21 protein-coding genes and 2 tRNA genes are annotated in these 24318 nt (G+C 40.3%); 15 read left to right on the forward strand and 8 right to left on the reverse strand.

Annotation, left to right across the window (positions count from 1 at the left end; genetic code table 11):
* Positions 1-97 precede the first annotated feature (97 nt).
* Entirely contained in the window at positions 98-2320 is a 2223-nt protein-coding gene (locus MOMA_RS03000; RefSeq protein WP_009767141.1) for a TonB-dependent siderophore receptor, read from the forward strand.
* A gap of 151 nt (positions 2321-2471) precedes the next feature.
* Complete coding sequence (locus MOMA_RS03005; RefSeq protein WP_161600314.1) at positions 2472-3602, forward strand: SIP domain-containing protein; 1131 nt, start codon at positions 2472-2474, stop codon at positions 3600-3602.
* Here the strand turns inward: MOMA_RS03005 and MOMA_RS03010 are convergent.
* The 6 genes from MOMA_RS03010 to gspN form a co-directional block, all read right to left on the reverse strand.
* Positions 3599-4261 carry a lysophospholipid acyltransferase family protein gene (locus MOMA_RS03010; protein WP_009767143.1) on the reverse strand — a complete coding sequence of 221 codons (663 nt, stop codon included), beginning with the start codon at positions 4259-4261 and terminating at the stop codon, positions 3599-3601. The genes MOMA_RS03005 and MOMA_RS03010 overlap by 4 nt on opposite strands.
* Positions 4262-4276: 15 nt before the next feature.
* On the reverse strand, positions 4277-5548 hold the full coding sequence (locus MOMA_RS03015; RefSeq protein WP_009767144.1) for a replication-associated recombination protein A: 1272 nt from the start codon (positions 5546-5548) through the stop codon (positions 4277-4279).
* Between the two features lie 42 nt (positions 5549-5590).
* On the reverse strand, positions 5591-6862 hold the full coding sequence (locus tag MOMA_RS03020) for a DNA cytosine methyltransferase (protein ID WP_009767145.1): 1272 nt from the start codon (positions 6860-6862) through the stop codon (positions 5591-5593).
* Between the two features lie 53 nt (positions 6863-6915).
* Complete coding sequence (gene gspD / locus MOMA_RS03025) at positions 6916-9210, reverse strand: type II secretion system secretin GspD (RefSeq protein ID WP_009767146.1); 2295 nt, start codon at positions 9208-9210, stop codon at positions 6916-6918.
* A gap of 115 nt (positions 9211-9325) precedes the next feature.
* On the reverse strand, positions 9326-10234 hold the full coding sequence (locus MOMA_RS03030) for a type II secretion system protein N (protein WP_009767147.1): 909 nt from the start codon (positions 10232-10234) through the stop codon (positions 9326-9328).
* A gap of 34 nt (positions 10235-10268) precedes the next feature.
* Entirely contained in the window at positions 10269-11021 is a 753-nt protein-coding gene (gene gspN, locus MOMA_RS03035; RefSeq protein ID WP_227498091.1) for a type II secretion system protein N, read from the reverse strand.
* Positions 11022-11306: 285 nt separating this feature from the next.
* Here gspN and MOMA_RS03040 point away from each other — a divergent pair.
* From MOMA_RS03040 to MOMA_RS03090, 13 genes are all read left to right on the forward strand, one after another.
* Positions 11307-11382 (forward strand) — tRNA-Gln (locus tag MOMA_RS03040).
* 148 nt (positions 11383-11530) lie between these two features.
* Positions 11531-11606: transfer RNA gene (locus tag MOMA_RS03045), tRNA-Gln, on the forward strand.
* Between the two features lie 115 nt (positions 11607-11721).
* Positions 11722-12672 (forward strand): ribose-phosphate pyrophosphokinase, encoded by a 951-nt coding sequence (locus MOMA_RS03050; protein ID WP_009767149.1) that lies wholly within the window; start codon positions 11722-11724, stop codon positions 12670-12672.
* Positions 12673-12850: 178 nt separating this feature from the next.
* A complete protein-coding gene (locus MOMA_RS03055) occupies positions 12851-13579 on the forward strand; it encodes a 50S ribosomal protein L25/general stress protein Ctc (RefSeq protein ID WP_009767150.1) in 729 nt (242 codons plus the stop codon).
* 40 nt (positions 13580-13619) lie between these two features.
* Positions 13620-14204, forward strand: a complete 585-nt coding sequence (gene pth / locus MOMA_RS03060) for an aminoacyl-tRNA hydrolase (protein ID WP_040625008.1) — start codon at positions 13620-13622, stop codon at positions 14202-14204.
* Between the two features lie 70 nt (positions 14205-14274).
* The gene (gene panD, locus MOMA_RS03065) at positions 14275-14655 is read left to right on the forward strand and encodes an aspartate 1-decarboxylase (protein WP_009767152.1); all 381 of its coding nucleotides are present in this window, start codon (positions 14275-14277) and stop codon (positions 14653-14655) included.
* Between the two features lie 140 nt (positions 14656-14795).
* On the forward strand, positions 14796-16445 hold the full coding sequence (locus MOMA_RS03070; protein ID WP_009767153.1) for an ATP-binding protein: 1650 nt from the start codon (positions 14796-14798) through the stop codon (positions 16443-16445).
* Between the two features lie 54 nt (positions 16446-16499).
* Positions 16500-17069, forward strand: a complete 570-nt coding sequence (locus MOMA_RS10030; protein WP_264622215.1) for an adenine-specific methyltransferase EcoRI family protein — start codon at positions 16500-16502, stop codon at positions 17067-17069.
* Complete coding sequence (locus MOMA_RS10035) at positions 17066-17692, forward strand: adenine-specific methyltransferase EcoRI family protein (protein ID WP_264622216.1); 627 nt, start codon at positions 17066-17068, stop codon at positions 17690-17692. The genes MOMA_RS10030 and MOMA_RS10035 overlap by 4 nt, the downstream gene beginning before the upstream one ends.
* The gene (locus MOMA_RS03080; RefSeq protein ID WP_009767154.1) at positions 17682-18845 is read left to right on the forward strand and encodes an HNH endonuclease family protein; all 1164 of its coding nucleotides are present in this window, start codon (positions 17682-17684) and stop codon (positions 18843-18845) included. The genes MOMA_RS10035 and MOMA_RS03080 overlap by 11 nt, the downstream gene beginning before the upstream one ends.
* A gap of 79 nt (positions 18846-18924) precedes the next feature.
* Positions 18925-19077 (forward strand): type II toxin-antitoxin system RelB/DinJ family antitoxin, encoded by a 153-nt coding sequence (locus tag MOMA_RS09675; RefSeq protein ID WP_009767155.1) that lies wholly within the window; start codon positions 18925-18927, stop codon positions 19075-19077.
* 86 nt (positions 19078-19163) lie between these two features.
* The gene (locus tag MOMA_RS03085) at positions 19164-20315 is read left to right on the forward strand and encodes an Mrp/NBP35 family ATP-binding protein (RefSeq protein WP_009767156.1); all 1152 of its coding nucleotides are present in this window, start codon (positions 19164-19166) and stop codon (positions 20313-20315) included.
* 54 nt (positions 20316-20369) lie between these two features.
* Positions 20370-20603, forward strand: a complete 234-nt coding sequence (locus MOMA_RS03090; protein WP_009767157.1) for a DUF1653 domain-containing protein — start codon at positions 20370-20372, stop codon at positions 20601-20603.
* A 299-nt stretch (positions 20604-20902) separates the two neighbouring features.
* Here MOMA_RS03090 and MOMA_RS03095 read toward each other — a convergent pair whose 3' ends face one another.
* Both MOMA_RS03095 and tyrS read right to left on the reverse strand, forming a co-directional pair.
* Positions 20903-22933, reverse strand: a complete 2031-nt coding sequence (locus tag MOMA_RS03095) for an NAD(P)-binding protein (protein WP_009767158.1) — start codon at positions 22931-22933, stop codon at positions 20903-20905.
* A gap of 170 nt (positions 22934-23103) precedes the next feature.
* A complete protein-coding gene (tyrS, locus tag MOMA_RS03105) occupies positions 23104-24312 on the reverse strand; it encodes a tyrosine--tRNA ligase (RefSeq protein WP_009767160.1) in 1209 nt (402 codons plus the stop codon).
* Between the last annotated feature and the right edge of the window lie 6 nt (positions 24313-24318).

Raw genomic sequence — 24318 nt, forward strand, 5'->3', positions numbered from 1 at the left:
AAAAGCTTGCAAATAAGAATAATTATCATTATACTGCCGTGTAGGTTCGTGCTTTTTATTCAGCGTTTTTTTGTTAAAAATTGTTAAGGTGGTGATTATGCGTTTATCCTTTTTGTCAAGTCAAGTCAAGTCAAGTCAAGTCAAGTCAAGTCAAGTCAAGTCAAGTCAAGTCATGTTTAAGTTTGGCTCTTTGATGGTATTAGGAACGGGCTTGTTGTCCGTGCAAGCGGTGCAAGCTGCCCCAGTTGCGACCCAAACCACCAATCAGGCGACTAAGCCAGAAAGCAAGCCAAACCAAATGCCCACCGCCGTCCTTGATGAATTGGTGATTTATGGCGATGCGTATCGCACCACCGCCACCAAAACCGCCCTTGACCCAAAACACGCCCCCATGAGCTACTCACGCATTGAACAAAACACCTTAAAACAACGCCAAGCCGACAGCGTCAACAGTGCTTTGCGTTATGAAGCCGGGGTGAGCAGCGAAAGCCGTGGCACCGTCACTGTATTTGATGAATATTATGTGCGTGGTTTTAAAACCCACTCAAACTTTTATGATGGCATGCGTCTGCCTTATGATGGCTCGTGGAATTTGATGCCGCAAGTGGACGTTTACGCCACCGAAGCGGTGGAAGTGCTAAAAGGCCCTGCGTCTTCTTTATACGGACACAACGAGCCGGGCGGTATGGTCAATCAAGTTGCCAAAATCCCCAAAAACCACGCCGAACACGAGATAAAATTACGCCTAGGCAACCAAAATTTAAAAGAAGTTGGCATTGACAGCACCGCTCCCATTGATGATTCTATGAGCTATCGTGTGGTGGCGTTGGCACGGCAAAAAAACGGGCAAATGCAAACCGCCAAAGAAGAACGGCTGTTATTAAACCCATCGGTTTCTTTTAAGCCCAATGACAATGTGTCTGTGATTGCAAGCCTGTACTACCAAAACGACCCGCACATGGTGCCATCCACGCCCTTGCCTGGGGTTGGCACTGTGTATAACGCCAGTTACGGCAAATTAAAATCTAACGCTTTTGCGGGCGATAAATGGAATGATTTTAGTAAAAAAGTGTTTATGCCAAGCGAAACGGTGAATTGGCAAATAAACGATGCGTTAAAATTTAAGCACAGTTTGCGTTATACTGATGCCAACGCTCAGCAAAAAAACACCTATCACTCAACTTTTGCTGATAAATCAGACCGGGTATTAAAACGCACCGCTTATACCACCGATGAAACCTTGCGTAACTGGGCGACCGATAACCAATTGGCTTACACGTTATTTACCGATATCGCATCGCACAATTTGTTATTTGGCGTGGATTATCAGCACACCAAATCTTCAGCAAAATACAACGACGCTTTTGAAAAAGGCATACCGCCGATTGACCTTGCCAAACCTGACCACGATTTATTTGCCAAAACTCAATTGGATTTGTCCGCTTATCAAAAAACTGAAGACATCAAACAACGACAGCTTGGCGTTTATGTGCAAGATGAAATGCAGTGGGATAAATTGACCGTGGTGGCAGGCTTGCGTCATGACAGTTATAACAGCACGTCGCAGGCAAAAGACACTTATGGGGCAAAATCACCCATCAAATCCAACATCAATCACACATCGGGGCGTTTGGCAGGCATGTATCAGTTGGATAATGGCTTTAGCCCGTATGTGGTGTTTTCTCAATCTTTTCAGCCGCTTGCCGGGCAAAATCCCACCACCCAACAACCCTACAAACCCACCACCGCCAATCAATTAGAAGCCGGGCTTAAATACCAATCCGCCGCAGGGCTTAACGCCAATTTTGCCCTGTATGACATTGTCAAAAAGAACGAGCGGGTTAATAACGGCGATTGGACAAAAGTCACCCAAACGGGCGAGATTGAATCCAAAGGCTTTGAAATATCCGCCGACCACACATTAAACGACTGGCTTGGCGTTGGCGTGGCTTACGGCTATGTGGACGCCAAAATCACCGAAGATGAATTTGACCCCAAAGTCATTGGCAACACCCCGCAGCAAATTGCCAAACACAAAGCCAGCCTGTGGGCAAACATCACCCCAAATGACAAAACTTCGCTAAACCTTGGCGTGCGTCATCAAGCGGGCATGCAAATTGACAGACAAAATTCGGATACTTTGCCAGGCGTTACTTTGGTGGATTTGGCAGGCAGTTATCAAATTAGCCCCATGCTAAATGCAGGCTTAAGCGTCAGTAATTTATTTAACAAAACTTATGTTGGCACTTGTTATGACAAAAACAACTGTTGGATGGGGCCAGAACGCCAAGCCAGCGTGAGTTTGACGGCAAAATTTTAACTTTTTGCAAGCATTTTGCCAATCGTTATTGTTATCAAGCATGATTTTTGCAAAATCGTTGCTGTTGCAAAAGGGCTTAAAGACTAAGTCCTTTTGTTTTTTAAATTGTTTTTTTAAAAATGCTTTTTTAAAAATGCTAGGGGAAAATATTATGACGACACAAAATCTCACGCCCATTATTCATGAAGACGCCGATGCAATCATTCACCACGTTAACGATGAACACGGTGATGAATTAACCAATATGGCAGCGGTTTTATTGGATTTAACCGATGATGATAAACACAATCTAAAAACGGTGGTTTTACAAAAAATTTACCAAGAAGGGCTGTTATTAACCTTACATTTTAAAGACAGCCAGACACAAAAAATCTTACCATTTGAAAATGTAATTGAGTCGCTTAACCAACTAAACGAACAATATGTATTATTATTACAAAAAAGCGATAAACAGCAGGGCAAAAAAACCATCTTAACCAAAAATCGGCAATTTGTTGTACAAAACAAAGAACTGGTAAGCCCAAACATGTACCGCTTAACCGTGCAAACCGATTTAATCTCACCAGCCGACGACTTGTCTGCTATGCCCGCAGGTTATGCTTTTTTATTTAATGTCAGCTTACCAAATAATCCAAACAGCCCAAATGAGCCCAATAAGACCGCCCGCCCTTATCGTTATTATACTTTGCGTAAAGCGTGGCAAAATCAAGACAATAACAGCAATTTGGCGTGGATTGATATTTTTTACCACAGTGATGGAGATAATAACAACAAGCCATCTTTGGGTGAAACTTGGCTAAAATCATTAAAGCCAGGCGATGTCATTGAAACCACCCGAGAATTTGTGGAAAAAACCGAGCATTTAACTCAAAAAAGCATGGGGCAAGTTTTGTTAATCGTGGACGAAACTTCTTTGCCAACGGCAGCAAGGTTGTTAGAAACCGATTTGACAACCGATTTACCAACCAATCAAAACCAAAAACCGCCAATTGTCATTATCTTTTTACAAAACGAGCAAGATTTGGCGTATTTAGATGAAGTGGCTCATTATGCCACCATTTTGCCTGTGATTGACAATAAAACCGACACGGCGGATAAGCAGATTTTTGCCAAACTCAATGAGTTTTTGCAAAACCAATCACAAAACCAACCGCTTACCATTGACAGCGTTTGGGGTGGCTTAGAAGCGGGCGTTACCAAAAGTTTGCGTCCGCTGTTGTGTGAGCTGCTTAATTTAACCCGTAAAGAGATGGTGTTAAAAGTGTATTGGCGTCGGGATTAAACTTGGTGTTGGCTAACGTGATTGTTGCGTAAATCCTGTAGTGGCTTTGACATGTTTTTTATGACGCCCCCTGTTACGCCCTCGTAATAGGCGTAAATTTTTGGCAAATCCGCTTCAATATCACCTGTTGGATAAAACAGTGGCAAAAAACGAATCTCTTTGCTGGGATAATCAATGGCAGTAGGCAAAATCGGCACGCCTGCACCCACGGCCAAATAATAAAACCCCGTCTTCCAGTTTTCGGTATATTTGCGCGTACCCTCTGGTGCAAGCCCCAAAAACAGCTGTTCTTCTTGATTAAAGCGGTCAATGCTGGCTTGTAAGGTTGAGCCTTTTTTGGCACGATCAATGCCAATCAGCCCCGCCCAACGTAAAAATTTTGCCAATACCGGTATTTTAAACAATTCTTTTTTGCCCATAAGTTTAATATCCACGTCCAGTGCAAGCAAGGTAGGGATAGCATACACGCCGTCCATATTGGTGGTGTGTGGCACGGCAAGCAATACCGCTTTTTTGATATTTGGAATATCACCGACGGCCTTCCAACCGGTGGCTTTTAAGAAAAATTTGGCAATTTTTGGGGCAAGTGTGCCATGTCGCCGTGGTACATTGGCACCGATTTTTGTTGGATCGATTTTGGGTAAATGGTCTGATTTCATATAAATTTGTCCTATTTAATGTTTGGTTTTTAACCAATGCAGAAAATTAAAACTGGCTTGTTCTTTTTGATTGTCGCCAAATGCATAAAATTGTTTGCCAACCAAAGGATCGGGTAGATATTGTTGTGGGTGATAATGATTGGGAAAATCATGCGGATAAATATAATCTTTGCCATAACCTTGTGATTGCATGAGATCGGTTACGCCGTTACGCAAATGGAGCGGTACGGGGGATTGATCGGTTTTGGCAAGATGGATTGCTTTGTTAATAGCACGATAGCTTGTGTTGGATTTTGGACTGTTAGCCAAATAAACACACACTTGCCCCAAAATAATACGCGCCTCAGGCATGCCAATGCTGTGTACGCTTCTAAGGGCGGTATCAGCAAGCAATAAGGCGTTTGGATTGGCAAGTCCAATATCCTCACTGGCAACAATCACCAGTCGCCGTGCAATAAAACTTGGATCTTCGCCTGCCACCAACAGCCTTGCCAACCAATACAAACTTGCATCAGCATCTGAGCCACGAATGGATTTTATCATAGCAGAGATGAGATCGTAATGATTATCACCGTCTTTGTCATGGCGAATAATTGCCTCGCCTGCTATGCTATAGATGATTTCATCGTTAATGATCGCCGTATTGCCTTGTGCTGTGATCGCAAGTTCAAGCAGATTTAACGCCCGCCGTGCATCACCATTGCTTAAGCGAATGAGGGCGTTTAGCGAATCAATTTTGATGGATTTTTGTTGTAAAATGGCATCGCTGTCAATTGCTTTGTTGATTAATTGTTCAATTTCATTTTCGTTTAGCGGATGCAGGCGATAGGTTTGACAACGCGACAACAGTGCATTATTGACACTAAAAGATGGATTTTCAGTGGTTGCACCGATAAGCGTGATTGCACCTGTCTCAACTGCGTGTAACAGCGAGTCCTGTTGGGCTTTGTTAAATCTGTGAATTTCATCAATAAAAACCACCGGCCAGTTGTGAAATAACCCTGTATCGGTTGGTAGAATTTCGCGCAGCTCTTTTACGCCGGCATTGATGGCGGACAATGTACGCAATTTTCGTCCAACAGCCCCTGCAAGCAAATTAGCCAATGTGGTTTTGCCAATGCCTGCTTCACCGTATAAAATCATAGATGGCAAAAACTGCGAATGGGTTTGTTTGGCGGTTTGGACAATCTCAAAAATCGGCTTGCCTGGGCTTAATAAATGCGTTTGTCCGATGATGTCATTAAGGCTTTTTGGGCGAATGCGTTCGGCAAGTGGTGTGTTTGTCATGTTGTATGCAGATTTTTATATTAAGTTTTGCTAAAAAATGATTTAAGAAAATTGGTTTAAAAATTTAACGCATTGTTTTGCAATTGCATTAGCAAGTGGTGGTGGCACGGCATTGCCCACATGTTCACAGCGCTTTGAATGATTGCCAACAAATTGATAATCCAGCGGAAAACCCGTAATAACCGCCGCTTCGCGCACCGTAATGCTGCGATGTTCAATAGGATGCACAGGAAAATTACTATGCCCCGGCACAAGTGTGGGCGCTAATAAATCCATTGCCAAACGCATGGTATTGCCACGCGAATAAAAACTGCTTATTTTTAATTCATCAGGAATTTCATGCATCGTGGCTTGAATATTTTCACCCGCTTTAATATATTTAAAACGCTCAATGGTTTTAGGCGCGTGTTTCATCGGTATATTATCTATATCGTTTTTATTTTTATAATCAATTTGTGCAAGCACTTGTCCAATGGTAATCGGTGTTAAAAATTTTTTCTCTGATGAGTTATTAAAATCCAATTTAGTGGTAATTTCATTAGAATGATAAATTGGCAAAGGAAATTCAAAATTATTGGGTAAATCTTTACGCACCGCGACAATAATAATGCGCTCGCGTTTGGTTGCTGCGCCATACCACGCGCTATTTAATATTTTATGCGCCACATTATAACCAATTTGTTCATAAATTTGATACAAATCATCTAATACCGAAATTAAATAATTATTTTCGGTTAATATTTTTAATAACGCTTCTTTTTCTTTACGCAATTGTGCGCCATATTGCAAAAATTCAGCGCTTAGTTTATTCTTTTTGCGCAATTCAGCTTTCTGTCCTTTATAATTTTCTAATGCTTGCCAAGTTCTATCCACTTCATCTTTGATATTTTGTGGTGTATGTTGTGCCAATACTTTGCCATTGCTAAAGGCTTTGACGTTTTCAATAATGCTTAATTTAGGTTTTACAGTTGCTACTAATTTTAATTGCTGATGATAAAAATAATTGCGTTCATCATTGGGTGAGCGCTCCCCTGCCAAACTAAAGCCTTTGCACACAATACCGCCAAACATTACATCTAATTCGCCTTGCTTTAAATTAATATTGGTTAATAAATTGTCTATATCAATATCCAAAATGCTTTGGCAGTCAATAAACGCGGTGTCTTTTATTTCTGGGTTATTTAATAATAAAGTAGCAATACAATCTTTATTGCAATCATTAACATAAACCGATTTAAAGCCGTTTTGTTTAAAGCCAATGTGCGAGCCGCCCGCGCCGACAAATGTTTCAAAAAGAGTGTATTGTTTGGTCATAATTATTCTTAAATACTGTTTTTAAACACTGTTCTTAAATTTCACAAAATTTCTCACTTAGGATCTATCACCTTAGGTTTATCGGTTACTATGGTTGGTTTTGGTAAAGTATGCTCGCTTTCAATCACAGCCGGTGTTTTGTCTTGCATGGTTGTATTGACAGTTGTGGCTGTTGGAATGTTTTGTAATGACTGGGAAGCAGGGATAACAAGATCGTTTTTTGGCAAACTGGTAGGCGGTTTTGGCTGCGTGTTTGGGTATGGCTTGTTGATATTTAGCGGAATTTGTTTTAATGTGCCATTTTTGTCAATCACCAATTGCATGGTGCGAATACCGTCAAGGCTTTTTTGGGTAAAACTTGCTACTGCTGTGCCATTGCGTAAAATGGTTGGTTGTAAAAATACGATCAAATTGGTTTTGTCATTGTTTTTGCTTTTGGAACGAAATAGGTTGCCAAGCATGGGTATATCACCAAGGCCTGGGACTTTTTGTTGTCCGTAGCTGCTGTTATCACGCATAAGACCACCTAAGGCAACGGTTTGTTGATCATCGGCCAAAACAGTGGTTTTAATCAGGTTTTTATTGGTTACCACGCCGCTTGTGTTGTTTAGCGTGCCCTCTACGATAGATGATACTTCCTGGGTGATCTCAAGGCGTACCGTACCGTTTTCGCCAATGTGTGGCACAACGTTTAAATTAATCCCCACATCTTCACGACTGACGGTTTGAAATGGGTTGCTAGATGAGTTATTGTTGTTGGTGGTGTAAGATCCTGTAACGAACGGTACATTTTGACCGACCAAAATATTGGCTTTTTCATTATCCAACGTCAAAATAGATGGCATGGATAGCAAGTTGGCGTTATTGGTTTTGTTAATTGCTTGCAAAATTGCCCCATAAAACTGACGATTGCCCTTGCTGTCAACCTTGCTATTGCCAACGCCAAACAACGCTCCTGCAATGGACGCGGCTGCACCGCCTACGCGTTTTGTTAATACTTCGCTGGCCAATCCGATTGCGGTTGCTCCGACATTGTTAAAATTCACCACGCCCACGCCACTATTGGCATTACCCATTGCCCATTGAACACCGAGCTGCTGTGTATCGTTACCAGAAATTTCCATGATGGCTGCTTGAATCAGCACTTGATCGCGGCGCGTGTCAAGCTGATTAATGGTATTTTCAATTTCAAGCATTAACTCCGGATTTGCATTGACAATCACCGAGTTTTGAGTTTGATCGGCAATGATACTAAATGGCCGGCCTTGATTGCCTGAATTGTTACTGGCTGTGTTGGTGCTGTTGGTGTTGATTGGCGAGCCTGTTGCAGATGTGTTGGTATTTGAACTTGAGTTTGAATTTGTGCTGTTTTTGTTTGAACCGAACATAGATGTGGCTTCTAGCGTGGTTTGATCGCCTGCACTGTTTAAGGATTGGTGCGATAATAAACCGCGAAGCATATTGGCAATGTGGGTGGCACTGGCGTATTTTAAGCGAAATACTCTTAAACCGCTTAAGCGTTGGCTTGGCAATGTGTCCAATTCTTCTACCATGTTTTGGATTTTGGCAGTCATCTCTGCACTGCCCTTGACCAACAATCGATCCGAAACCGGATCGGCAATAATGTTAATCAAACCGCCCCCTGATGCACTGACATTGCCTTGTTGTCCGTTTTGACTGGGCGCGCTTGTGCCTGTTAGCGAGCTTAACAGCTCCATCATACGTCCGGCATCTATATGACGCAGCGGAATAATGGTAAGTTTATCATTGATGTCGCTGTCTAGATTTTTGATAAGTTTGGCTATTTCGTTTAAATTCTCTGCTCTATCGGATAATACCAAGGCATTGACATTTGGTACAACCGCTGCATTGGCGTATTGAGGCATCATGGGGCGAATGATGTTTAATACATCGTTTGCATTGGTGTTGGTTAGGTAAATAACGCGTGTTGCCATGCGACTGCCTGTGGTGTTGTTGCGTAAATCCACATCAATCCCTGCTTGTTTTGCGACGGTATCGGGCAATAATTCAACGCTTAAACCACGATCAATTGCCACAATGCCATTGACTTTCATCACCGCCAAAAACAGCTCATAAATTTCATCGCGACTTAAACTTTTATTGGCAATGACGGTTACATTGCCATTAATGCGCGGATCAAGCACAAAATTCTTTTGGGTAATACTGGCAACTTGATCAATAAATGCTTTAATATCAGCATCTTGCAAATGCACTTTATAACCTTCAGCATACGCATTTGGTAGGTTTAGCACGCTCATTGCCAACAATAGGCTTAAAGTTAATGGCTTGATGATTGGCAAAGGTTTTTTTGTGTGGTGTTTGTTCATTGTTTTGTTCGCTGTATGCTTAGGAATAAAAAGCGTTTTCATAATTGACCTGTAAAAATTAAATCTGTGAAACAATTTTTGTTAAACGGTAACCATGTTAACTGTTAAATAAAACTTAAAAAGATTGTCGTAATGTGATGGTTTGTTCACCGCGCTGTACTTGGATTTGAGCTTGACCTGATTGTTTTACTTGTTCTAACAGTTGTGCATCTTGGTTTGGATCTTGGCCGACATCATGCCCATTTACCGAGATGACCTGATCGCCTGTTTGTAAACCTAAGCGTTCTTTTAAATCATGAGGCATACCGTCTGTAACCAAATAACCACTGCCTGTCGCTGCAACGCCAACTTGGCTTAGATAGGCCGATGGGTTGTCTTTTAAGGCTGCAATTGTGTTGTCAAGCATAGAAGGACTGTTGATGTCAAGCATTGTATTGGTTGAATCTTGAGTTTGGGTTGGTAAGTTTTGCATAGGCATGGTATTGGTTGATGTGTTGGTTAATAAGTTGTCTGATAAGATTGCACCATTTGGGTTTAAAACCTTGGTGGCGTCGCGTTGATCAAGGGAAAATGCCGATCCAAAGGCTACATTGCTGGTTTGTCCGTTTTGGCTTAATACAATGTGATCGCGATAAACTTCGGTTAATTGGTAAGCGGTATCGTCTAAAGTTTCACCGATTTTATAGCTTTTTACTCTACCGTTATTTGCCAAAATTGCAAAAGACAAGGATTGTGGATTGGCAATTGTAACGCCCAATACGGTTACATCAGGCGGTGGCTGATTGACAGGTTGTACAGGTTGTGGGCGTTCAAAAATATCAAGGCCACTGCTTGTTTGTGTGGTATTTTGAGGCTGTAATGCCACAGGCGTAATCGTAGGGGCAACAGGTGGTGCAACCATCAGCCATACCAAACGTGCCAACAGCCAACACAGCCAAACCACCGCCACAAATAATAACAGCGGATACAGTTTTTGTAATTTTGGCAAAAGACCAAATAAGGCGAGATTGGCGTTATTTTTCATCATTATCCTAAAAACTTGATCTTAAAACTTGATCTTAAAAACTTGTTAACGGTTGACGCAGTGATATCACCACGCTATCATCTGCCCCTTGTCCTTGATAATCAGGCATATGCTTTAACAGGCGTTGAGTTAATTCTACATCTAGCATGTTGTCATTATCCACAAAAAAATCACCCAAACGTTGACCTTGTGGGGTGTTAATTGCCAAATGCAAGCGTTGTTTTTCAGCGTTTAATTTGCCTTGCATGGTAGGCAGATCAATTGGATATGTCCGCCCACCCATCGGATAACGCAGCATACCGCCCGCCCAGCTTAAATCTCCCGTTACATCACTAAACCCCAGCTCATTTTTTTTTAATGCCAAATTTTCCAGTATGATAGGTGCATCAGGCAGTTGCCAATTGGCAAATGAAGCCAGCGTGTCTTTAGAGATTTTGCCCTTAAAATCATTTAGCCAAATGGTGTTTTTATCAAACTTTACCGATCCTTGAATGTTGGTTGAACCTGATTGCACGGTAACCGTCATACCGATGTTGCCTGTGAGTAAATGCCAAGGTTGCCACTGCCAAACAAGCGTACCTGCCAAGGTTTTTTGACCGGTTTCATCAACTTGCCAATTGGCTTGTCCTTGCCACAAATTGCCCGATACTTGTTGCAAATAAGGATTGTCTGGGATAAATTTTTGCACAAGCCAATTTGCCGGTAATTGCAGCAACAAAAACAAGCACAACAAAATCAGCCCCAACAACAGCCACAGCAATGTCGGTTTTTTCGGACGTATAGACACAGTTGCCAAAATTAAACCCTTAAATAACTTGATAAATTCATTGAATAAGAAAACAGCTTGCAAAAAAACAATTTGTAAAAACAATGTGTAAAAAACAATAAAATCTATATATCATAACCGATTTTGGCAAAATTGTAATGTATTTATGCCAATATTATGAAGATTTTTAGTCAATTTTTTACCAGTTTTTGGCAAATTTGGGTTGGTTTAAAATAAAATTTTGTAAAAAAATAAAAAATCTCTTGCTTTTTTAAATTTTTTTGTTAAAATACGGCTTTCATAAATAGGGGTATCGCCAAGTTGGTAAGGCATCAGGTTTTGATCCTGACATCCGTTGGTTCGAGTCCAGCTACCCCTGCCATATTTTTGTTAAGTGTGCATATTTTTGTTAAGTATGTTTGATAAGTGCGTTTTGTGAACATGATTAAATACAATAAATACCACGCAAATACATTGACAAATACATTCAAAATCGGTATAGTTCGCACCGTAATTCTTTAGCAAGTTTTAGGGGTATCGCCAAGTTGGTAAGGCATCAGGTTTTGATCCTGACATCCGTTGGTTCGAGTCCAGCTACCCCTGCCATTTTCTATCCTAACTTTTAGTCATTGAAAATCCAAACAATCGTTGTTTGTTATTGTTGTTCTGATATAACAACCATTGATGGGTGATTTTCAGCCATTAATCACAGGACTGCACCATGCCGTATTTGGCGATTTTTACGGGAAATGCCCACCCAGAATTGGCAAAAAATGTTACCAATCATCTACACATTCCACTGGGGCAGGCGAAAGTCGGCCGTTTTTCTGACGGTGAAGTTGCCGTTGAGATTCAAGAAAACGTGCGTGGTAAAGATGTTTTTATTTTACAATCCACCTCGGCACCAACCAATGATAATTTGATGGAAGTCATGGTTATGGCTGATGCACTGCGTCGATCCAGTGCAGGGCGAATCACCGCTGTGATGCCTTATTTTGGCTATGCTCGTCAAGATCGTCGTCCGCGTTCGGCTCGTGTACCAATTTCTGCCAAAGTGGTTGCGGATATGCTAAACATTGTTGGTATTGATCGCGTGGTTACCGTAGATTTACACGCTGATCAGATTCAAGGGTTTTTTGACATTCCTGTGGATAATATTTATGGTACACCTGTATTGTTTAAGGATTTGCGTGAACAACATTACGAAAACTTAATGGTGGTTTCACCTGATGTTGGTGGTGTGGTGCGTGCAAGAGCTATGGCAAAACAGCTTGGCGATGCGGATATGGCGATTATTGACAAACGTCGTGCCAAAGCCAATGAATCGGAAGTTATGCACATTATTGGCGATGTAAAAGACCGCGATTGTGTGATTATTGATGATATGGTAGATACTGCAGGTACATTGTGTAAAGCCGCAACCGCCTTAAAACAGCATGGGGCAAGATGTGTTGTCGGTTATATCACGCACCCTGTGTTATCTGGCAAAGCGATTGACACCATCACAAATTCAGTGCTAGATGAATTGGTGGTAACAGACACGATTGCCTTGACTGAAAATGCCAAAGCCTGTGGCAAAATTCGTCAAGTAACCATTGCACCCTTGTTGGCAGAAGCGTTACGCCGTATTAACAATGAAGAATCAATCAGTGCAATGTTTGAGACTATATAACACTCATACATAATAACACTCATACATATAAGATCGGTTTTAGAAGATTTTTGCTATTTTTTTAATGAAATTTTTTGATAAAAATTGAACATAAAAAATTGAACATAAAAAATAGTGTCATGGTATCAATTGGTCGCAAATTGATGTCGTTTTTTAACTTTTATTTTAAGGAACTCTTATGAGTAACCAAGATTTTGCAAAACTAAGTGCAGTATTACGTGGTGTTGATGCTCAAGGTAAAGGTGCGAGCCGCCGCCTACGCAAACAAAACCAAGTTCCTGCGATTATTTATGGTGCAGACAAAGAACCATTGGCAGTGGCTTTACGTTATAATGAATTAATCAAATCATTACAAACTGAAGCGTTTTTCTCGCACATTTTGACAATCAATGTCGAAGGTCATGGTACAGAAGAAGTGGTGATTAAAGATCTACAACGCCATCCGGCCAAAAACACTCCGATGCACGCTGATTTTCAACGCATTGTGCGTGGCCAAGAGATGCATGTAACCGTACCATTCCATTATGAAGGTGCAGATGTTGCTCCAGGCCACAAAGAAGGCGGTATCTTTACCTCAAATGCAACCGAAATTGAGGTTACCTGTATTCCATCAAAAATCCCTGAATTCATCAAAGTTGACGTATCGTCTATGCAAATCGGTGACTCTATCCACCTACAAGATGTAACAATGCCTGAGGGTGTGGTTATCCGTGAATTGCAAGCTGAAAACGCTGTAAACCGTACAATTGCAACCATGCAAGCACCAACGGTTGAAGTGCTTGAGCCAATTGAGCCTGAAGAGCACAAAGAAGCAGCAGGCACGCGTGATCCTGAAGGTGACGAAGAAGCTCGTAAACTTCAAGCTCAAGACGAAACTCACGATGCTCCAAAATCTGATGATGAATAATTTTGTGATTGTTGGATAATTTTTTGTGTCTAAAATCAAATTGTCTCAAGTCAAATTGATTGTTGGACTTGGCAACCCAGGTCAGCAGTATGCCAAAACACGGCATAATGCTGGCTTTTGGTTTGTGGAACGGATTGCTCGGGATTTTAACCTTGATCTGGCTTTTGAAAAAAGGTTTCATGGATTGGTTGGACGCGGACAAGTGCATGGACATGATGTGCGTTTGTTATTGCCACAAACTTTTATGAATAAATCAGGCGAGTCGGTAACACCCTTTGTCAATTTTTACAACATTGCCAATGATGCCATGCTGATCGCTCATGATGAACTGGATCTTAGTGTTGCCCAAATGCGTTTTAAAACTGGCGGCGGACACGGCGGACATAATGGTTTGCGTGATATTGTGCCACATTTAGGGGCGGATTTTCACCGTTTGCGACTGGGTATTGGACGGCCTGCAAACAAATCTCAAGTGTCTAATTATGTGCTTGGCATACCCAGTTCTGATGAAAAAATCAGCCTTGATTTAATGCTTGATGAAGCCATGCATCAACTGCCTAATTTGTTAAACGGTGAGTTTGACAAAGTCCAACAAGCAATTAACGGTTTTAAATTGCCTAATTAGGTTAGGCGTTTTTTTTGATATTTTTATTGGTAATTTTTATTGCCAAAAAGTTTTTATTGTTGAGAATTGTATGCAATTAACCATGTTAAAAGCCAAATTACACCGGGCCAGAGTTACGCATTGTGAGTTACATTACGAAGGTTCGTGCGGAATTGATAGTGAACTGCTAGATTTGGCGGGCATTCGTGAAAATGAATCCATTGATATTTACAATGTAAACAATGGCAAGCGTTTTCGTACTTATGCCATTCGTGCCGAGGCGGGTTCAAAAATAATCTCGCTAAATGGTGCAGCAGCCCATATGGCGGAGCTTGGAGATATCGTGATTATTGCCAGTTACGCCCAAATGGACGAAGCAGAAGCCGACAAACATCAGCCACGTTTGGTGTATTTAGATGAAGGCAATGTGTTAAAAGACACAGCCAATGTTATTCCAGTGCAAGTGGCATAACTTACTAAGTTGCTTGTCAAGCTCAAACTGCTTGTCAAGTTCAAGTTGCTTATCAGGTTTTTACAGCATTGACAGATTTGCTATAGACTTTATTTTATCAATTCCCTAAAATAGCCTATCTTTGGCTATTTTTTTTGGTTATGTCATTATTTTCATCGTTAAATCAGTCGATTTTTTTGCGTATTTATGCAGGGTTACTGCTTGTTTGTTTGTTGGCGGCGTTATTTGCTCAACTGCTTTTGACAACAATTAATGCCGAGCGGGTGCAAACTTACCGCGAAAACATGGCAACCGCAGGTTTTCACCTAATCAGTGAGGGTTTGGTGCGTCAAAAAAGCGACATTGCACGCAAACGCTGGCTCAATGATGTCAGTATTTTGTTTGACAATGATTTTCATTTACAAGATTTTGATAAAAATAAGTTTAAAAATAGTGAGCTGAATCGTTTAGAAAAACAAAAATCTGTGGTGCGTTTTGATCCAAAAACCACCGATGCCGAAATTTTTCATAAGGTTGCCAATAGCAACCAAATCATTTACGTTAACATCACAAAATTAAGCGAACAACAGATGAAAGGGCTTGGCGTGTTGTTGTTAGATGATTTGTCTTATTATCCCACAGTAGAGGCCAAGCAACAACGCTTGCAGGTTTTGCAGTCGTATTTTCCGTTTAAGTTGTCGCTACAAAATTTAGAAAATTTAAAACTGGACTCTGATCAACAGTCGCGGTTGTTGCGTAAAGACATTGTCATCTCGTTTAAAGACAGTGCCAGTGTCGAAAACTCATCGTTTCGGATTTTAGCTCCAACTGAAATTCCAGGCATTGTCGTGGTGCTTGGTGCAATTCCACTATTTAATTGGTTTCCACTAAATTTAATTATTAGCATTACTTTAATAAGTATGTTTTTGATTAGCCTGGGTGTGTACGCAATGATTTTTCCGCTCGAGCGTAAATTACAGTTGATTCAGACAGGGATTAGCAAGGTTCGTGGTGGCAAACTGGATACTAAGGTTAAAGTGATTGGTGAAGATGAAATTGCTCATTTGGCATTGACGTTTAACAGTATGACGGAGCATATTCGGCGTCTGATTGAGTCGCAGCGTGAATTGACGCGTGCGGTGTCGCATGAATTAAGAACCCCTGTGGCACGCATTCGTTTTGCAGTGGACATGCTTGCTGATACTGATGAATATGAAGATCGCATGAGTCAGCGTGATTATATTGAGCAAGACATTGAAGATTTAAACGCGTTGATTGATGAAATTTTGACTTATGCCAAATTAGAAGAAGGCTCGCCAAAAATGGAGTGGGAGGAGATAAAACTATCAGATTTGGTTGCCCAAATTGTACGCGAAACCAACGCACTTGGCAAATCCGTGGTGGTTGAAGCAGGACAAATTGACGATAAAGCGGTGGCGGTGGCGGATAGACGGTATTTGCACCGCGTTTTGCAAAATTTGGCAGGCAATGCAACGCGTTATGCCAATAAAAAAATCATCGTAACTGCAGGCGTTAATAAAAAAGAAGCCTTTATCAGTGTGGAAGATGACGGCCAGGGCATTCCTAAAAAAGATCGCGAAAAAGTGTTCATTCCTTTTGCGCGTCTAGATGACAGCCGTACTCGTGCCACGGGCGGTTATGGATTGGGTTTGTCAATCGTATCGCGCATTGCGTTTTGGTTTAATGGTAAAATGAGTGTCGACGAAAGTCCAACTTTGGGTGGTGCAAGGTTTATCATGACATGGCCAATCAAGCCCTTAGCCAACAGTTTGGTGATCAAAACCGATTGATTTACCAAACAATTGTTATTACAATAAATCTGTAGTCTTTTTTTAGGAAAATTTATGAAAGAAACCAAAAACAAAAACCTATCCGCCGCCAAAAAAGCCAAAAACGATGAATTCTACACCCAATATCACGATATTGAAAAAGAAATGAATGCGTATTTGGAATTTAATGCCGATGTGTTTCGCGGTAAAACCATTTTATTGCCCTGCGATGACCCAGAATGGAGCAATTTTACGCGCTATTTTGCCCAAAGATTTCACGCTTTAGGTATAAAGAAATTAATTAGCACGAGTTTCGCCCACGAAAGTAAAAAATTGGACGCACCGTATCAATTGACTTTATTTGAAGAACAAAGCCCCAAATTTGACAAATCTAAATCCACCAAAAAAGGCAAAATCTTTACTTTAACCAAAGACAATAATAACGATGGCATTGTAGATTTGGACGATTTGGAATGGGAATATTTAAAGGGCGATGGCGATTTTAGAAGCGATGAAATAAAACAACTGCGTGATGAAGCGGATATTATTATTACCAATCCGCCGTTTTCGTTGTTTAGGGAGTTTTTAAATTGGATAATTAACGGGGGGGGGGGGAGAAACAGTTTGCCATTATTGGCAATATGAATGCGATTACTTATAAAGATTTATTTCCGTTAATTCAAGATAATAAAGTTTGGCTTGGTGCAACAAATTTTAATCAGGGAATGTATTTTAGAGTACCAGAAGGTTTTATTTATGCCGAAAGTTATAAATTTGAAAGAGAACAAGATGGCGTTAAAGTAAATAGAGTTCCCGGTGTTTGTTGGTTTACCAATATAGAACACGGTCGTCGGCATCAGCCTTTGCAATTATTAACCATGGAAGAGAATTTACGCTTTAATAAAAAAATACAAGGCAAAAATGCCTATCAACAATATGACAATTATAACGCGATAGAAGTTCCCGTAACAAGTGCCATACCGAGTGATTATGACGGCGTAATGGGCGTGCCGATTAGTTTTTTGGATAAATATTGTCCAGAGCAGTTTGAGATTTTGGGAATGTGTGAAAATGAAGATTTATATAATTTAAAAACAAAAGTTTATTCAAGCCAAGAAAAAAACGATGCTTATTTTGCTAAATTTGGTAAAAAAGGCAATTATGATTTAAATGCCAGTGCGGTTTTAGAAACTAATAATAGATTAGAAAAAGTTTATCAACGGATTTTAATTCGTCATATTAAAAAGGAGTTAAACAATGAAAACTAAATTAAATACCAGTATTAGCATTAAAGAACTGTGCGCAGGCTTTGTTTATAATGAATTAGAAGGCAAGGGTTTATACGGCCTAAACGGCAAACTTACCATTCAGCCAGAATATCAGCGCAATTATATTTATAACGATGGCACAAAAGATGTCGCGGTTATTAATTCTATTTTGCAAGGTTATCCTTTGGGTTTAATTTATTTTAACCAAACAGGTGCGGATACTTTTGAAGTGCTGGACGGGCAACAGCGTATTACCAGTATTGGGCGGTTTGTAAAAGATAAATTTGCGGTAAATGATGATGACAATACGCCGAAATATTTTAGCAGTTTGCCAAAAGACAAACAAGAACTGATTTTAAACACCACCATACTCGTTTATGAATGCCAAGGCAGTGAGAGCGAAATAAAAGAGTGGTTTAAAACCATTAATATTGTTGGCGTTCCGCTCAATAATCAAGAATTATTAAACGCCGTGTATTCAGGCAGCTTTGTAACTTTGGCCAAAGCAGAATTTAGCAATTCGCAAAATAATAAATTGCATAAATGGCAAGCCTTTGTAAAGGGCAATCCAAAACGCCAAGAAATATTAGAAGTGGCATTAGATTGGGTAAGCGGCGGCAATATTAGCGAGTATATGAGCAGACATCGCAATGATAATAATATCAATGAATTAAAAACTTATTTTGAAACGGTAATAGATTGGGCAAGTGGTATTTTTATTGATATTAAAAAAGAAATGTGCGGTTTAGAATGGCATAGATTGTATGAACAATTTGGTAAAAATCCGTATAATCCACAAAAATTAAGCGAAAGAATAAACGAACTGTATACCGACTCTAGCGTGGAAAATAAAAAAGGCATTTGGGAATATGTATTGGGCGGTGAATTGGATAAACGCTTATTAGACATTCGCATTTTTGATAAAAAAACCAAAGAACTTGCCTATAAAAAACAAACGCAAAAAGCGGAAAAGAAAAACATTTCTAATTGTCCGCTTTGTGCCGTGGGCGATAATAGCAATAAAACTAAAACTTGGAAACTCACCGAAATGGAAGCCGACCATGTAACGGCGTGGAGTAAAGGCGGCTTAACGGGAATTGACAATTGTGAGATGCTGTGTAAAGTGCATAATCGGGCGAAGGGGAATAGGTGAGTGGGTAATAAGAACCCTTGTGCATTGCAAAATTTTGCATTACAATCGTTTTGCAATGCAATCACCTTGAGGGCATAATATGAATACAAACTTTAATTTAAGACTGGATAAGCAACTAAAAGCACAATCTTTTAGCGTGATTGAAAGTTTTGGCATGACTCCAAGCCAGTTTATGCGTTTAATCTTAAAACAAGTGGCGGATACAGGCAGCTTGCCATTCAATCTGATTTAATAAGATAACTTGATTTTTTTGGTTACAATGCCAATGTAAAACTAAATAACCACTCAAGCCACGGAGTAAAAACCACGGAGTTTAGTATGCTGTTGTTTAAAAAACCCAAAAAAATTAGCCAAAATCAACTCAATCAAGCATTGCAAGCGTTTCAAATTGCAGGCGAGTCCGCTACCGGTTTTATCCAAAAAAGCGAGGTCAAAGGCGATGTGTTAAATTTGACTTTACGCTTGCCTGACAACCTTGATGTAGAAAAAATACACAGTGATTTAAGCAGTATGCTACATTTACAAGGAATAGGCGAGGTGAACATGAATGTTGTGTTGTATAAAGCCAAAGCAACAATGCCTAAAACCACAAATGCCATGCCAAACGCTGCCCAATCAAACGCCACTCACGCAGAAACTCCAATAACAAAACCTGCCACCAAACAATCACAAATCTTGCCACATCCGCGCATTCGGCATATTATCGTGGTAGCGTCAGGTAAAGGCGGGGTTGGTAAATCTACAACAACGGTAAACCTTGCCTTGGCTTTACAACAATTAGGCAAAAAAGTGGGTATTTTAGATGCGGATATTTATGGGCCGTCGATTCCTGACATGCTTGGGGTTGCTGGCAAAAAACCCATGCTTGAAAATGGTCAATTTATTCCGCTTGATGCTCATGGTTTGGCGGTGATGTCAATTGGCAGTCTGCTTGATAGCAAAAATACGCCTGTGGCTTGGCGTGGCATTAAAGCGGTTGGTGCGTTAATGCAACTGTATAATGACACTGATTTTCCGCCTCTTGATTATTTGGTGATTGACATGCCTCCTGGTACGGGCGACATTCAGCTAACATTGGCACAAAAAATTCCTGTTACCGGAGCGGTAATTGTTACCACGCCACAATATATTGCCCTGCTTGATGCTCAAAAAGGCATCGAAATGTTTCACAAAACCGACATTCCTGTCATCGGTGTGGTAGAAAATATGGCGTTGCATACTTGTACAAACTGCGGGCATGTTGATGAGGTGTTTGGAATTGGTGGTGGCGAAAATTTGGCAAAAGAATATCAATTGCCACTACTAGGACGGTTGCCAATTGCCAAAAAAATCCGTGAAAATATGGACAAGGGCATACCAAGCGTGTTGGCAAATGATGAGTTTGGTGAATTTTATCTCAATATTGCCAAAAATATTGAAAACAACATTGCCAAATTTGCCAAAACTTATGACAATAACCGTATTTTTTAACAGAACTATAATTTTAATAAAACTATAATTTTAACAAAACTATAAAAAGTTGCTATGAATGATCTTATAAAAACAGGCGTTTATCGTCATTATAAAGGCAATTTGTATCAAGTGCTGCACATTGCTTGTCATTCTGAAACCGAAGAATGGTTCGTGGTATATCGCCCATTGTACGGTGATGACACAATGCAACAAAGCGTTTGGGTGCGACCGCTTGCGATGTTTTGTGAAAGTGTGATACTGGAAAATCAGATTATACCACGTTTTGCATTTGTGTCTGACACTTGAATAATGTAGCTAAATCATGTAACTAAATGTTGCAACTAAATGTTGTAGCCAAATATTATTAACTGGGTTTTGTAACAAACAAGCACAATTAAAAAAGAAAAACCCAATACTTGGGCATTGTATTGGGTTTTTAGGGGGCTTTGTCTTCATCATGAAGTGGTGGCATACTAGCCATGATCCTTGTGCATCATTGCAACAACACCTTGTATCCGTTCATTCCTTGTGTTGATGTGGGTATTATAGCCAACATCGTAAGGCGCTACAAGATGACAAAAACGGATTTGTATGTAAGCATTTGCTTACAAGTTTGGCTGTATGCTTTGAGTTTGTTGCACAATCTCACTTACCGCTCGCCATGCTTGCTCAAACGCTCCTTGAGTATAAGGCTTCCAATCTGCATCACTGCCTGCAATGTGTACATTGCCTTGTGGTTGTTTTACCGATATCAAGGCACGTTCTGCTTCGTCTTCTTCGTCCCATAGAATATTTTGCTCATAACTGTAGCCATGCCCCCAGCGGTTAATGGTGATAGCAAGGATATTATCGTCCAATTTTTCATTTGCCAATGTATAAATTTCACGCAACTGATCGAGCATTTCACTTTCTAATTGTGCATAACTTTTGCCATACACTTCGGCTCGCCCTTGTTTGCACGCTTGGCGCAATGTATTGCCCGTGCCATACGGAACGGCAATTTTTACCATGTGAATTACCATAGGCTCTTCTGGATTTTTTGGATAATGATAACCACCCATGCTGACAGGATAATCAAGCATAACCAAACAATACGGTGATTTTGGAGCATACAATTGCCAAACGCCCAGTTTTTTAAACGCTTGCCAATTTTTTACCAAAACTTTGCTATAAATCATCGGCACGCGCACATTTAACGCCATGTCTTTTCTTTGTTGTTCGGGCAATTGTTTGTCAATAAATGGTATCATATGGGCGTTACATGCCAAAATTGCGTGTTTGGCATTGACACGAGCCACGGTATCACCTGTTTTATAGCCGATCATCACATTGTTTAGTACATGATTGCCACTATTTGCAATGTTGCTACTGCTTGCAATGTTGCTATTAAGATCGGCACTTTCAGAATCAGTGGCTGTTTTTGGAGTTAAATTTTTAACTTGTACAACTGTGCTGTTTAGGCGGATATTTACCGCTTGATCTGGCTTATCAAGCTGACTGTAGTCAAATTTATCCAGTACAATGGCTTCCATTGCTGACATTTTTTTGCTGTGTTTGGAATTTGATACCACATTTGGAATTAATTTTTTAACCATCAGGCGTGCAATAGAGGCATTGCCATCGGGAAAATGATAAATGTATGGTTCCTCTTCGTTGTCATCATTTTCTAAGCCTAAATTGTCAAACCCAGGATAGCCTGCATAAAACGCATCAATTGCGGACAAACAGTCAATTGGAAAACCCCAATACTCAAGGCAAATATCTTCTAAAAACAATTTGGCTTTTTTTGGTAATTTGACATTTTTTATTAAAAACTTGTCATAGCTAATTGCACTAAGGTAATTTTGTCGTTTTGGTTGTGGCATGGGTGCAAGGTAGTCTTTGGGCTTGCTGTACAATGCAATTAACGCCTGCTTGTCGGTATCATCAAGCGGTATATTGGCAAACAATTGTTTGGCATTTTCAGCATTTGGCGTATCAGGCATGATGTGGCTTTTACCAAACACGGCGCTGTTAAAAAAGACGCCTTTTTTCATGTTTAATTTGTCAAAAAAAGTCTGATCATAATAGGTTTCAAACTTATCAATATCAATACCCAAAGCCGTTAGTAAATCTTTATCTTGTTGATTATAATGGGTTTTTGGTGAATCAATGCTTTCTGTGCCACCAAAACTTAACCGAAAAATTTCTTGGCCGTCAACAGTGGCATGAAATTCGTTGCGTTTGGCATGTCCACCAAAATCATCGTGATTGTCTAACAACAAAATTTTGCTTGTTGGAAATTGTTGTTGATACCAGTAAGCACTTGCCAAACCGCTAAGTCCTGCTCCGACTACCACAAGGTCATAATCGCCAATGCCAGATTCGTCCGTTACGTCAAAGGTTTTGCCTTTCCATGCCAATTCGTGGGCGACATCAAAACTACCGGCGTGATTGCCACGCAATTTGTCATAAGCAGGCGGATAATTGCTAAACTTTTGTTTGCTTAAGTTTGGCGTAGCGGTACTGGCAGGTTGACTGGCGGCGGTTTTGGCATTGCTTGGGGTATTTTTTTGGCAAGCGGTTAATAATCCTGTGCTAACACCTGCAATTGCAAGGGCTGATCCGTTTAAAAAATCACGTCTTGTAATGGGCATGTAAAACCTTTTTATAAAAATCTGTTGGCAAATAATTGTAACTAATCAAATAATTGTAACTAATCAAATAATTGTAACTAATCAAATAATTGTAACTAATCAAATAATTGTAACTAATCAAATAATCATAACCAATTAGGTGGCTATAAAGAGACGTTTGATTGAAAAAATCAAACAAGCGTTACTTTTGCATATGCTTTTTTACCAGCTTGGATAATGACTGTTTGGCCGGCGGTTAAGGCAAAACTGCTGTCTACAACCTCGCTGTCTACTTTTACCGCACCGCGCGTTAATAAATCTTTGGCTTGAGCGGCGTTTTTGGCAAGATTTGCTTGATTGAGTACTTGAGCGATAAACAGTTGTTGCGTGTTGTTTAATTGTAGCGTAACTTCTGGCAAATCTATGGGTAACTCACCATCGGCCAAGCGATTGCCTGCTGATTTATGGGCGTTTTCGGCACTTTCTTTATCGTGAAAACGTTCAATCAACTCAAGTGCCAAAATCCGTTTGATTTCTTGTGGATTGCGACCATTTGCCATTTCATCAAGCAAGCTGTGAATTTCATGCATCGGTTTAAAACTAAGCAACTCAAAGTAGCGGGCAATTAATGTATCGGGTATGGATAAAAGTTTTTGGTACATCATGCCTGCTGAATCGGTGATAGCAATGTAATTGCCAAGGGATTTGCTCATTTTTTGTACACCGTCCAATCCTTCTAAAATTGGCATGGTGATACATACTTGAGGTTCTTGATTGTAGCGTCCTTGTAAAGTGCGTCCCATTAACAGGTTAAAAGTTTGGTCAGTGCCACCAAGCTCGACATCGGCATGCATGGCAATTGAATCATACCCTTGTACCAAAGGATACATAAATTCATGCAGCGAAATCGGCGTGTTGTTTTTAAAACGCTTAGAAAAATCATCACGCTCAAGCATTCTGGATACGGTTAATTGACTGGCAAGTCCAATCATATCGCCTGATGACATTTTGTTAAACCAATCAGAATTAAACATAATGGTGGTTTTGTTTTGGTCTAAAATTTTAAAGACTTGTTCTGCGTAAGTTTGGGCGTTTTGTTTGATTTGTGCTTCAGATAACGGCGGTCTTGTGGCGTTTTTGCCAGACGGATCGCCGATGCGTGCGGTATAATCACCGATCAAAAACAACACTTCATGCCCTAAATCTTGAAAATGACGCAGTTTATTTAACACCACTGTATGGCCAAGGTGCAGATCCGGAGCGGTTGGATCCATGCCAAGTTTGATACGCAAAGGGCGTTTTTGTGCAAGTTTTTGCATTAAATCTTCTTGAGAATAAATGTCTTGCACGCCGCGCATGATAAGTTTTAGTTGTTCATCGGCAGGTAAAAAAGCACTCATTGTTGT

Source organism: Moraxella macacae 0408225 (genome assembly GCF_000320365.1).
Taxonomy (GTDB): Bacteria; Pseudomonadota; Gammaproteobacteria; order Pseudomonadales; family Moraxellaceae; genus Faucicola; species Faucicola macacae.

Bases quoted from the DNA above. Each gene is read 5' to 3' on its own strand.
- tyrS (WP_009767160.1), bottom strand. From the start codon at position 24,312: ATGAGTGCTTTTTTACCTGCCGATGAACAACTAAAACTTATCATGCGC.
- MOMA_RS10035 (WP_264622216.1), top strand. From the start codon at position 17,066: ATGAATGCGATTACTTATAAAGATTTATTTCCGTTAATTCAAGATAAT.
- MOMA_RS03015 (WP_009767144.1), bottom strand. From the start codon at position 5,548: ATGACAAACACACCACTTGCCGAACGCATTCGCCCAAAAAGCCTTAAT.
- MOMA_RS09675 (WP_009767155.1), top strand. From the start codon at position 18,925: ATGAATACAAACTTTAATTTAAGACTGGATAAGCAACTAAAAGCACAA.
- MOMA_RS03090 (WP_009767157.1), top strand. From the start codon at position 20,370: ATGAATGATCTTATAAAAACAGGCGTTTATCGTCATTATAAAGGCAAT.
- MOMA_RS03095 (WP_009767158.1), bottom strand. From the start codon at position 22,933: ATGCCCATTACAAGACGTGATTTTTTAAACGGATCAGCCCTTGCAATT.
- MOMA_RS03000 (WP_009767141.1), top strand. From the start codon at position 98: ATGCGTTTATCCTTTTTGTCAAGTCAAGTCAAGTCAAGTCAAGTCAAG.
- MOMA_RS03070 (WP_009767153.1), top strand. From the start codon at position 14,796: ATGTCATTATTTTCATCGTTAAATCAGTCGATTTTTTTGCGTATTTAT.
- MOMA_RS03055 (WP_009767150.1), top strand. From the start codon at position 12,851: ATGAGTAACCAAGATTTTGCAAAACTAAGTGCAGTATTACGTGGTGTT.
- MOMA_RS03085 (WP_009767156.1), top strand. From the start codon at position 19,164: ATGCTGTTGTTTAAAAAACCCAAAAAAATTAGCCAAAATCAACTCAAT.
- MOMA_RS03050 (WP_009767149.1), top strand. From the start codon at position 11,722: ATGCCGTATTTGGCGATTTTTACGGGAAATGCCCACCCAGAATTGGCA.
- MOMA_RS03010 (WP_009767143.1), bottom strand. From the start codon at position 4,261: ATGAAATCAGACCATTTACCCAAAATCGATCCAACAAAAATCGGTGCC.
- panD (WP_009767152.1), top strand. From the start codon at position 14,275: ATGCAATTAACCATGTTAAAAGCCAAATTACACCGGGCCAGAGTTACG.
- gspD (WP_009767146.1), bottom strand. From the start codon at position 9,210: ATGAACAAACACCACACAAAAAAACCTTTGCCAATCATCAAGCCATTA.
- MOMA_RS03005 (WP_161600314.1), top strand. From the start codon at position 2,472: ATGACGACACAAAATCTCACGCCCATTATTCATGAAGACGCCGATGCA.
- MOMA_RS03020 (WP_009767145.1), bottom strand. From the start codon at position 6,862: ATGACCAAACAATACACTCTTTTTGAAACATTTGTCGGCGCGGGCGGC.
- MOMA_RS03030 (WP_009767147.1), bottom strand. From the start codon at position 10,234: ATGAAAAATAACGCCAATCTCGCCTTATTTGGTCTTTTGCCAAAATTA.
- MOMA_RS10030 (WP_264622215.1), top strand. From the start codon at position 16,500: ATGAAAGAAACCAAAAACAAAAACCTATCCGCCGCCAAAAAAGCCAAA.
- MOMA_RS03080 (WP_009767154.1), top strand. From the start codon at position 17,682: ATGAAAACTAAATTAAATACCAGTATTAGCATTAAAGAACTGTGCGCA.